13 protein-coding genes are annotated in these 10,232 nt (G+C 37.5%); 10 read left to right on the forward strand and 3 right to left on the reverse strand.

The window, feature by feature from the left end; all coding sequences use genetic code 11:
• Positions 1-502: 502 nt before the first annotated feature.
• Positions 503-1,054, forward strand: coding sequence for a VTT domain-containing protein (locus RZN25_01685; protein MEQ6375547.1), 552 nt, complete (start codon positions 503-505; stop codon positions 1,052-1,054).
• Between the two features lie 544 nt (positions 1,055-1,598).
• Here the strand turns inward: RZN25_01685 and RZN25_01690 are convergent.
• The 3 genes from RZN25_01690 to RZN25_01700 all read right to left on the reverse strand — a co-directional run bounded on the left by RZN25_01690 (position 1,599) and on the right by RZN25_01700 (position 4,371).
• Complete coding sequence (locus tag RZN25_01690) at positions 1,599-2,000, reverse strand: secondary thiamine-phosphate synthase enzyme YjbQ (protein ID MEQ6375548.1); 402 nt, start codon at positions 1,998-2,000, stop codon at positions 1,599-1,601.
• Positions 2,001-2,062: 62 nt separating this feature from the next.
• Entirely contained in the window at positions 2,063-2,638 is a 576-nt protein-coding gene (locus RZN25_01695; protein ID MEQ6375549.1) for a class I SAM-dependent methyltransferase, read from the reverse strand.
• An 86-nt stretch (positions 2,639-2,724) separates the two neighbouring features.
• Positions 2,725-4,371, reverse strand: a complete 1,647-nt coding sequence (locus RZN25_01700) for a CoA-disulfide reductase (protein ID MEQ6375550.1) — start codon at positions 4,369-4,371, stop codon at positions 2,725-2,727.
• A gap of 282 nt (positions 4,372-4,653) precedes the next feature.
• Here RZN25_01700 and RZN25_01705 point away from each other — a divergent pair, with 282 nt between their 5' ends.
• The 9 genes from RZN25_01705 (at position 4,654) to RZN25_01745 (ending at position 10,048) form a co-directional block, all read left to right on the forward strand.
• The gene (locus RZN25_01705) at positions 4,654-5,295 is read left to right on the forward strand and encodes a hypothetical protein (protein ID MEQ6375551.1); all 642 of its coding nucleotides are present in this window, start codon (positions 4,654-4,656) and stop codon (positions 5,293-5,295) included.
• Positions 5,295-6,026 carry a cytochrome c biogenesis protein CcdA gene (locus RZN25_01710; protein ID MEQ6375552.1) on the forward strand — a complete coding sequence of 244 codons (732 nt, stop codon included), beginning with the start codon at positions 5,295-5,297 and terminating at the stop codon, positions 6,024-6,026. Before RZN25_01705 ends, RZN25_01710 begins: the two co-directional genes overlap by 1 nt.
• 16 nt (positions 6,027-6,042) lie before the next feature.
• Positions 6,043-6,639 (forward strand): redoxin domain-containing protein, encoded by a 597-nt coding sequence (locus RZN25_01715; protein ID MEQ6375553.1) that lies wholly within the window; start codon positions 6,043-6,045, stop codon positions 6,637-6,639.
• A gap of 347 nt (positions 6,640-6,986) precedes the next feature.
• Positions 6,987-7,220 carry a glutaredoxin domain-containing protein gene (locus RZN25_01720; protein MEQ6375554.1) on the forward strand — a complete coding sequence of 78 codons (234 nt, stop codon included), beginning with the start codon at positions 6,987-6,989 and terminating at the stop codon, positions 7,218-7,220.
• 87 nt (positions 7,221-7,307) lie between these two features.
• Positions 7,308-7,568, forward strand: coding sequence for a metal-sensitive transcriptional regulator (locus RZN25_01725; GenBank protein ID MEQ6375555.1), 261 nt, complete (start codon positions 7,308-7,310; stop codon positions 7,566-7,568).
• A gap of 91 nt (positions 7,569-7,659) precedes the next feature.
• Complete coding sequence (locus RZN25_01730) at positions 7,660-8,019, forward strand: rhodanese-like domain-containing protein (protein MEQ6375556.1); 360 nt, start codon at positions 7,660-7,662, stop codon at positions 8,017-8,019.
• A 25-nt stretch (positions 8,020-8,044) separates the two neighbouring features.
• Positions 8,045-8,341 (forward strand): rhodanese-like domain-containing protein, encoded by a 297-nt coding sequence (locus RZN25_01735; protein MEQ6375557.1) that lies wholly within the window; start codon positions 8,045-8,047, stop codon positions 8,339-8,341.
• A 56-nt stretch (positions 8,342-8,397) separates the two neighbouring features.
• Complete coding sequence (locus RZN25_01740) at positions 8,398-9,525, forward strand: MBL fold metallo-hydrolase (GenBank protein MEQ6375558.1); 1,128 nt, start codon at positions 8,398-8,400, stop codon at positions 9,523-9,525.
• 127 nt (positions 9,526-9,652) lie between these two features.
• Entirely contained in the window at positions 9,653-10,048 is a 396-nt protein-coding gene (locus RZN25_01745; GenBank protein ID MEQ6375559.1) for a rhodanese-like domain-containing protein, read from the forward strand.
• Positions 10,049-10,232 lie beyond the last annotated feature (184 nt).

Genomic DNA, 10,232 nt, shown 5'->3' on the forward strand with positions numbered 1-10,232 from the left:
CAAAGAGACGCACGAATTTTAGAGATTTTCAAATTGCAACCATCTAGTCAGACATGCAAGCACTCATTTCAATCAATAGAAGGTGATAAAATGGAAGAGAAGAATAACTGCAGCACTTGAGGAGTCAATCCACCCAACAAATCCTCCAAATATTCATGGTTACCTACATGACCGGGGATTTGGTTATGGCTCCTGGTAGGAGTCATCTTAGTGATAAAAGAAATAGTGGGATAAAAAAGAGAGAATCTAGTTTAAAAAAACTGATTCTCTCTTTTCTTGCAGATAAGAAAACATAATACTTTCCATATGCCATAAAGACTTACTGATAAAACATAGCTCCAGAGAAAGGTCTAAAGGATACACCCCCAATTTCTACCTAAAATGCTATTATTTCTCACATGAAAAAGGTATTTTCATAAGTTAAGATTGATAAGATGAATTATATTGCGTAATATGTTGTAATAGTCAATATCCTAATGAATCTATGCGAGGAGGAAGATCAATGGAACAATTCGATCATTCCCTTGAACTTTTTATCGAAGGGGCAGGGTGGCTCGCTCCTCTTTTATTTATAATACTTCATGTCATTCGTCCCCTTTTATTTTTGCCGGTAATCGTTGTTTGCATTGCTGGTGGAGTATTATTTGGCCTTATTGAAGGTGCTATTTTATCTTTTATAGGTTTAACGTTAATGAGCATCATTTCTTATTATTTAGTGGAAAAATTTCCTTCGTTTAGGATGGGGATTGCTCGATTAAAGAAAAGAGTATTTCAGGATCGCACACTCACCGTTAGCCAGGTCATGATTTTAAGGATCATGCCTTTTGTACATTTTCATTTACTGTCACTTTATCTTATGGACATGTCCACAAACTTTAGAGAATATGCCTACTATTCAGCTATTGGGGTAATTTTGCCTTCCTTCCTATATACAGCATTTGGCGAGGCAATTACAGAGTTGCCTTGGTATGGAACTTTGGTCCTATTTAGTTTTTTACTGGGTATTTATTTGATTACTGAAAGAGTTCAAAGGTGGAGAGTAGAGGCGAATTAGTGTTTTCTCTCTCTACTGAAAGTGTTTTTAGTTAATGTGCTCTCGTTATTGTGGATTCTTAAGGAAGTTTTATGTTAATGTGCTTTTTTTTTGGGATTTAAGTGAAACTTTTATACTTTAAGAGACGATCAGAGGCTTTTGATGACGATCCTGAAAATTTAAGTGCCAACATGCCTGTTTTAATTGATGCTTTTCCCGGACATGGGGCTAGTAGATGAACTTGAGTGCTACCGATGTTGCTTGAGTGACGATAGCTTGGTTTGAGTGCCGCCTCTCTTACTCCATAGTGATGAAAATACTGTTTATGTAACGATTTTTCGGGAGACAGATAGACAGATAACGAATGTGGTATCCGAACCATTTGGGGGACAAGACCAACTCGAAGGACATGGGGATAGGGGTTGGGAGGTGTTATAGGTTTTGGAGGAGGCACTCAAACCATTGGGTCATGCCCTTGGGTGCTAACAATCAATGGGGGATAGCCACTGATTGAAGTTTCACTTTATAAATAGAAGGCTGTCGTAACTACCGGCAGCCTTCTATTTTATCCCTCTAGTATTTTAACGACGAATTTTCTTTGTCGAGGTCCATCAAATTCACAAAAATAAATCCCCTGCCATGTTCCCAACACGAGTTCACCTCCATCAACAATAAGAGTTTGGACATGCCCAACGGTACTCACTTTCAAATGGGAGGCAGTATTCCCTTCTAAGTGCTGATCTTTTGGGTGTTCCCAAGGATAAACTTCATCTAACCGCATGAGCATATCATTTTTAACATCTGGATCGGCATTTTCATTAACCGTGATTCCTGCAGTTGTATGCAAGGAACTGACGGCCACAAGACCGTTTTTAACACCAACCTCCTGTAACCAATTTTCAATTTGTCTAGTAATATCAATCATTTGTGAGTGCCGATGAGTCTGTAAAGAAAATGTTTTGAGCATAGTGTCCTACATCCTTTCGAAACATTCAATAAAGAAAATGTAACATAGGATGCTTATAGATTCTATTCTTGCGATGTAGATGAAAAAAGCATCCCATACTGTGAATCATTAATTTCATAGATGGAAGCTGAAAAGCCTATAGAATTTCCATATTGAATGATATCCTCTGTAGCTATTCTTTCTGAGATATCTGGCCCCATCGGAGTTTCTTCCGCCTTCCATTCAATAACTAAAATGATTCCCCCTTTTCTTAAAATTCGCTTTATTTCAAGAAAGGTTTTCTTCCAATCAGGCACTTCATGAAGTACAAGAGATGCTAAAATTTTATCAACCGATTGATTGGCTAGTGGGATTTGTTCAAGGTCACTTACAATGTAATTTAGATCTTTCAATTCTAGTACGCGTACTCTATCTTTAAGTTCTTTCAACATTTTTGGTTCAATATCAACGGCATATACGGTTGCACCAGTTAAAGCCATTGGCAAAGTGAAATACCCGTTTCCGGCCCCAAGATCTGCTAAAATATCGTCTTTATTTATGTCTAAGTAGGAGAGAATTTTGTCTGGAGGCAAGAGGTTATAACGTTGAGGAGCGATAAGTTTTGCTGATTTTTCTATATTAAATCTTTTCCCTACCATGGTATACACTCCTTTCATGAAATATTGATCAAAATCGTTAGACTTTTCCGTAATAAACTAACAGAAAAGTCTAACGTAATTGGGAGTTAACGATATACAGCTGAGTAGGTTTTCCAACCACCATCTAGATTAATTGCCCGATAACCATTTGCTTTTAAGATCCTAGTAGCCAGATAACCACGAAGACCAACTTGACATGTAATGTGAATTGGCTGATCCTTTGGTAAATCATCAAGCTGATCGCGTAGCTCATTTAATGGGATATTTATAGAGCCTCCGATGTATCCATTTTCTAACTCTTTAGGATCACGAACATCGACAAGAATTCCACCTTGATGAACAATATCATTGATTTCGTTCCATTGTACTATTTCGATTTCTTCCTCCAACAGATTAGAAGCCACATACCCTGCCATGTTCACTGGATCCTTCGCTGATGAGAAAGGTGGAGCATAGGAAAGCTCAAGTTCTGTTAAATCAAAAACAGTTAACTCTCCTCTAATTGCTGTTGCAATCACGTCGATTCGTTTATCGACTCCGTCTTCTCCAACTCCTTGTGCCCCAAGGATTAACCCTGTTTTCGGATCGAATATAAGTTTTAATGCTATAGCGTATGCACCCGGATAGTATCCTGCGTGGGAACTTGGATGAATGTGAAGAACTTTATAGTCCCTACCGATACGTTTCAAGGTCTTTTCATTATTTCCTGTTGTTGCTACTGTAAGGTCAAAAACCTTAGCAATACCTGTTCCAAGTGTTCCTTTATAGGCCTCTTGTTTTCCATAAATATTGTTAGCTACTATTCGTCCTTGACGATTAGCTGGGCCTGCTAGAGGAATCATAGCTGGATTACGATTAATATAATCGGTTACTTCAATGGCGTCTCCAAGTGCGTAAATGGATTCATCACTTGTTTGCAGGTACTCATTTACTTTGATTCCACCACGTTCTCCAACCTCTAATCCTGAATCAATAGCTAGAGAGTTTTCTGGTTTAACCCCAATAGATAGGATAATCATGTCTGTATCTATGGATGTTCCACTGGATAAAACCACTTGTTTTCCTTGGTTTTCAAAGGATTTCACACCATCCTCTAAGATGAGACGAACTCCTTTTTCCTCTAAATGCTTGTGAACAATGGCGGCCATTTCATAGTCTAGTGGAGCCATTACCTGATTAGCCATTTCCACAAGAGTGACCTTTACTCCCCGGTCCACAAGGTTTTCAGCCATCTCCAATCCTATAAAGCCACCTCCAACAACAACTGCTTCTTTTGGAGCTTTGTCATCAACAAAGGCCTTGATACGGTCAGTGTCAGGAATATTTCTTAAGGTAAAAATGTTGGATGCTTCCTGAAGCCCTGGAATTGGTGGGACGATAGGTTTAGCTCCAGGGGATAAAATGAGAACATCATAGCTTTCTTCGTATTCTTCATGTGTTACTAAATTTGTCACCGTAATCGTTTTACGATCACGATTAATTTTCGTGACTTCGCTAAAATTGCGTATATCTAGATTAAATCTTTTACTCATACCTTCTACCGTTTGAACAAGAAGCTTTTCTCTTTGTTGAATGGTTTCCCCTATATAGTAAGGTAATCCACAGTTGGCAAAAGAAATATATTCACCACGTTCGAATAATACAATCGTGGATTCTTCATCTAATCTTCTTAATCGAGCAGCAGCAGTAGCTCCTCCTGCAACTCCACCAATAATAACAATCTTTTTTTTCATGGGTAGCACACTCCTCTTAGCAAAATTCTAGTATGATGAAAAGGTATCCTTTGATAAAATACCCCCGTGCGTATATAATAACATAGAAAGAAAATTTGTCTGTGACTAAACTGTGAACTTTTTCACGGATAAAGACTTCCTTTTAAACTAGAAAATTAGAGACAATAAAAATGTTTGATCCATTTTAATATTTGATTGAGATAATAATAGAAGATCGGAAAAGGGAAAAACATGAAGGAAAGAGAATGATATAGGACACAGAGTATACGAGGAGGAAATAGGATGTCAGAAGCATGGATGATTGGTCCATTTGTTATTAAATACAGTTTGCTTGCCATTGTAATAGGGATTTTTCTTGGTTTCCTATACGTGAGATATACTATGGAATTGCCAAAAGAAATATGGAAAAAGACAATAGATGAAGTGGGGAATATGCTATTTTTGTTTCTTGTTTTTATGTGGGTAGGCAAAATCATCTTCCATTTTCAAACGTTCATTCAAGATCCTATTGCTATACTAGCCTATCCTAGTGACTCTAAGGCTTTTTATGTAGGAACTGCAGCACTTTTTTTATTCATCATGTACAAGGTATGGCGTAAGTCTTCTTATATATTGGAAAGCATGTTAGTATTTTTGCAAGTTTTCCTTGTATCCTCATTTATATACGAATTTGCAGAGGTTGTATTAGGGGAAAATACACTTTCCATTACAATTGTTTTCTTATTTATTTTGTTAATTGCATTGACCCTATTAAATGGTAAGATTTCGGTAAATTCGTTATTTCTAGTTGCACTATTAGGATGGAGTATTAGTGGTGCGATATTGTCTATGTCTATTTTTTACTTTTCTCCACATATATTGTTTTATATAGTGGTTAGTGTATTGGGATTAATATCTATTTTGTGGAATAGGAGGGTGATGTAGTGGATCTTACAGTTTGGTTAGCTTTTGGAGCGGGTGTCTTATCTTTCCTCTCTCCCTGTACATTGCCTATTTTCCCAGCCTATCTGTCTTACATTACGGGAATGAGTGTCAAAGAATTGCAGGAAGATAATAGCTTACGTGTAAGACGAAAGTTGATCCTGCACTCGATTTTCTTTCTGTTCGGTGTCTCTATGATTTTTATTGGGTTAGGCATAGGTGTAGCCTCTATTGGTCAATGGATTCAGGGGCTTTTATCTGGGCAGTCTGGATTATTGATTCAAAGAATAGCAGGAATTTTCATTATCCTCATGGGATTGTTTGTAGGTGGTTGGCTGCAATCAAAAACATTAATGAAAGAAAAACGATTTCAGCTTAAAAAGAAACCAGTTGGATATGTAGGAACGATTTTCGTGGGTATGGGTTTTGCCGCTGGTTGGACTCCTTGTATAGGTCCAATTTTTGCTTCTATCCTTGTCGTGGCAGGAAGTAACCCAGGTCTTGGAACTCTTTATACGATTCTATATGTGATTGGGTTTGCTATCCCGTTTCTATTGTTTACTTTCTTTCTTGGATCTACACGTTGGTTGGTTCGTTACAGTGAAAAGATTATGAAAACTGGCGCTATAATTATGATTGCTATGGGAGTTTTGTTATTTACAGGACAAATGGCTAGATTCTCTAATTTTCTTTTAAAAATGGTACAAGACACATGGTTTTCGAATTTAGGATAGAGCAGGGGGTATTGTTGTGAAAAAAGGTATTATTATTGCAATTCTAGTTGGAATGCTCGGATGGGCAGTATACGATTTTGTCGTTCCAAAAAACGAAGGAACAATTGAAGAATTTGTTGATGAAAATGCCAACTCAACAAATCAAAATAGTAATGTAATAGAAGAAGATTCGAAAAATGATACTGGAGATGTTGGGCTATCTGTAGGTAAGCAAGCACCCGACTTCACCCTTAAAACCCTTGATGGGGAAACTGTCTCTTTGTCGGATTTTCGTGGACAAAAAGTAATGATCAATTTTTGGGCAACCTGGTGCCCTCCTTGTCGCGCGGAAATGCCTGATATGCAAAAATTTTACGAAGATGAAAAGGTAGTCATTCTTGCTGTCAATTTAACAGAAACAGAATCGAGTAAAGATGACGTTTATGATTTCAGGAAAGAGTTTGGATTGACATTTCCTATTTTAATTGATGAAAACTTGGATGTTGGTACGCAATATCAAATAAGGCCAATACCAACGTCATTTATGATCGACACAGAGGGAATCATACAACACAAAGCGACTGGCCCAATGAATTATGAACAAATGGTTGAGGAGTTAAAACAGATGAACTAACCCCCATTCTTAGTTATCCCGCGTGGATGGGCGGTAATACCCCCAACTCACATCTTAAGTAAAAGTGGGGGATAAACTGCCATGAAAATAAAAAATTAAATTTTTCATCCTTGCTGGTGAAGCTTGCTTCATGGTTGGCTGGCCGTATATGTCCGATTGGTTCATGATCTTAAATCATATCTTTGGGTGTTAACAATCAGTGGGGACGGCCGCTGATTGAAGTTTCACTTTAAAGAAGTCAGCACAATAAATCTTCTTTTGTATTGACATTCTTTTCTCTATTTAATAAAATACCTATAGGGGTATTAAAATTAAAACCAAACTAAAATGAAAAGGAGAGATGTAGAATGGAAAACAAAATTACAGTATATACAACATCTACTTGCCCATATTGTGTCATGATGAAAAACTTTTTGAAAGACAAAGGACTACCGTTTTCTGAGGTGAATGTACAACTAGATCAGGCGGCAGCCAATCGCTTAGTGGCAGCAACTGGACAATTAGGAGTTCCACAAACGGAGGTTAATGGGAAGTGGGTATTAGGTTTTGACCCAGAAACTTTGATGAGTTATTTGAATTAATAAATAGCCCCATGGGTATAATGAAAAAATAAAAAAGAATAGATTCCATTTCCTTTAAAGGAAGTATTCTTGGAAAGGTTGATTACTGTGGAATACAATACTCAAGTAAAAAACCGAGTAAAGCGAATGGAAGGACAGCTTAGGGGAATCCTCAACATGATGGAAGAGGAAAAAGAATGTAAGGATGTCATTACTCAATTATCAGCTGTACGATCTGCTTTAGATCGTACTATTGGGGTAGTTGTTAGTTCCAATCTTGTTAATTGTATGATCGATTCAAAAGGGAATGACGCAAAAACAGATGAACTTATTAAAGAAGCCGTTAACCTACTGGTCAAAAGCAGGTAGACTTCAGGGGTTGACTTCTTTTTTTTAGTTTAGTACTATACCCACAGGGGTAATATTTTAAACTCGAATAATCCTGAGGAGGATAACAGAAATGGAATATATCAACTATATCATCCCAGCACTTTTAGTAGCTTGGCTTGTTGTACGTATTTTACCAACAAAAGGGGTTAGACAAATTACAACTGCAGAGCTAAGGAAAGAATTAAAAGATAAAAGCAAAATTTATGTGGATGTACGTACACCTGGTGAATTTTCATCGAATCACATTAAAGGATTCAAAAACATCCCTCTACAAATACTAGCACAAAATACGAAAGAACTTTCAAAAGAAAAAGAAATTGTAGTGATCTGTCAAAGTGGTATGAGAAGTAATAAGGCTTGTAAAGTGTTGAAAAAACATGGATTTGATAAAGTGACTAATGTAAAGGGTGGAATGAGCGCCTGGGTATAAATTACAAAGAGGAGGAATAAAGTCAATGGAACAAATTACACCTAGAGAAGTGGAAGAGCTTCTTATAACAAATAAAGAGGTCAACATCATTGATGTAAGAGAAGTGGATGAAGTTGCTGCTGGAAAGATTCCTGGGGCAATTAATATTCCTCTTGGATTACTTCAGTTCAAATTCCATGAACTGGATAAAAATAAAGAATATATTATGGTTTGCCGCTCGGGAGCCCGAAGCGGGAATGCTACTATGTTTTTAGAGTATCAAGGATTTAAGGTTAAAAACATGGTTGGTGGAATGATTTCCTGGAAAGGCAAAGTGTCTTAAAGAAAGATAGGGAGAAGTTTTTTAAAATCTTTTATACTATTGGGGGTATTTGAAGAGTGGCAGTTAATGTAATGACATCTAAAGAAGTCACACAAAAGGTTGTAAACAAGGAAAGGTTATTTATCTTGGATGTCAGAAATGAAAGTGACTTTCAAGATTGGAAAATCGAAGGGGAAAACTTTGACCATTTAAATGTTCCTTACTTTGAATTACTAGATGGTGTAGACGAAATCATGGATAAGATTCCGACAGAGGAAGAAATTTTAGTCGTTTGTGCTAAAGAAGGTTCCTCAGTCATGGTAGCAGAAATGTTAGACGAAAAAGGTATCAAGGTCTCTTATCTTGAAGGTGGAATTAAAGCCTGGAGTGAACATCTAGAACCCGTTAAAGTTGGTGAACTCAATGATGGCGGAGAACTTTATCAGTTTGTTCGTATTGGAAAAGGGTGCTTGTCTTATATGGTCATCTCTAATGGAGAAGCAGCCATTATAGATGCCACTCGAATGACCTCTGTTTTCCTTGATTTTGCAAAGGAAAAAGGAGCTAAAGTCACGCATGTATTTGATACGCATCTTCATGCAGACCATATTTCTGGTGGACGTGAAATCGCAGCTCAAACAGGGGCAACGTACTGGCTTCCACCAAAAGATGCTACTGAAGTGACTTTTGAATACTCTCCTCTAGAAGGAGGAAATGTGGTAACCATCGGTGATACAGCTATTGACATTCATGCGCTTTACACGCCAGGTCATACCATTGGATCCACTTCATTTGTAGTTGATGAACAATTCTTAGCTTCCGGTGATATTTTATTCATCGATTCCATTGGACGCCCAGACTTAGCTGGTTTAGCAGATGACTGGGTGGGCGATTTGAGAGAAAGTTTGTATAAGCGCTACAGAGAGCTTTCTGATGAACTTATCGTTTTACCAGCTCACTTTATGATAATTGATGAACTTAATGATGACGGAAGTGTTTCAGAAAAACTCGGAACATTATTTGCTAAAAACCATGGTCTTAATATAGAAGATGAGCAGGAGTTTAGAAGAATGGTAACAGAAAATTTACCACCACAACCAAACGCTTATCAAGAAATTCGTCAAACAAATATGGGTAAAATTAACCCAGACGAAGAAAAGCAACGCGAGATGGAAATCGGACCAAACCGATGTGCAGTGAGATAACAATGGGTGGTTTTTAGGGACAGGAACCTTGTTTCATGTGAGAGGGAGCCTGTCCCTATTCTTATAGAATCATAACCTTGTGTTAAAATAATATAGAATAATTCTACAAAGTAGGCAGGTAACGAATATGAGCATAAAAAAAGGATCACTATTTATTGGTATAATAGCCGTAATTATCGTAATCGCTTATAATTACGTGAATCCATCAGAAATCCAGTCGATCTCAACGGAGGACTTAGCTAACAGATTACAAGGGGAGAATGGCAATGATGCCCTCTATATAGATGTTCGCGAACATGATGAATATGTAGCCGGCCATGTTGAAGGGATGCTTAATTTTCCATTGAGCAACTTAGAGGAAAGTATGAAAAAGATTCCTAAAGACATAGAGGTAGTTATCATTTGTCAGAGCGGTAATAGAAGTATGCAGGCTGCGGAGTTGTTTCAGAAAAACGGCTATGAAAACATCGTTAATGTTGAGGGTGGTATAAATAGCTGGCAGGGGAAATTAGTTCAAAAATAATTAGAAAAAGGCATTGTGTTGAGAAGGAGGAACAGGGGCCTGTGGCAGGTCTTTGTTTTTTTATTCTAAAATATGGTGGATCAAGGACAAATCGGTCGAGAGGACCCAACGTTAGAGGGATGAAGCCCAAAACTGGCAAGAGCAACAAAAGTTATGTGCTTCATACAGGTGATGAAGCCCAAAA

This window comes from Bacillaceae bacterium S4-13-56, from assembly GCA_040191315.1.
GTDB lineage: Bacteria > Bacillota > Bacilli > Bacillales > JAWJLM01 > JAWJLM01.

What these genes read in the sequence shown, in the direction of transcription:
- RZN25_01745 (MEQ6375559.1), top strand. Translation starts at nt 9,653, where the DNA reads ATGAGCATAAAAAAAGGATCACTATTTATTGGTATAATAGCCGTAATT.
- RZN25_01735 (MEQ6375557.1), top strand. Translation starts at nt 8,045, where the DNA reads ATGGAACAAATTACACCTAGAGAAGTGGAAGAGCTTCTTATAACAAAT.
- RZN25_01700 (MEQ6375550.1), bottom strand. Translation starts at nt 4,371, where the DNA reads ATGAAAAAAAAGATTGTTATTATTGGTGGAGTTGCAGGAGGAGCTACT.
- RZN25_01685 (MEQ6375547.1), top strand. Translation starts at nt 503, where the DNA reads ATGGAACAATTCGATCATTCCCTTGAACTTTTTATCGAAGGGGCAGGG.
- RZN25_01690 (MEQ6375548.1), bottom strand. Translation starts at nt 2,000, where the DNA reads ATGCTCAAAACATTTTCTTTACAGACTCATCGGCACTCACAAATGATT.
- RZN25_01705 (MEQ6375551.1), top strand. Translation starts at nt 4,654, where the DNA reads ATGTCAGAAGCATGGATGATTGGTCCATTTGTTATTAAATACAGTTTG.
- RZN25_01720 (MEQ6375554.1), top strand. Translation starts at nt 6,987, where the DNA reads ATGGAAAACAAAATTACAGTATATACAACATCTACTTGCCCATATTGT.
- RZN25_01695 (MEQ6375549.1), bottom strand. Translation starts at nt 2,638, where the DNA reads ATGGTAGGGAAAAGATTTAATATAGAAAAATCAGCAAAACTTATCGCT.
- RZN25_01730 (MEQ6375556.1), top strand. Translation starts at nt 7,660, where the DNA reads ATGGAATATATCAACTATATCATCCCAGCACTTTTAGTAGCTTGGCTT.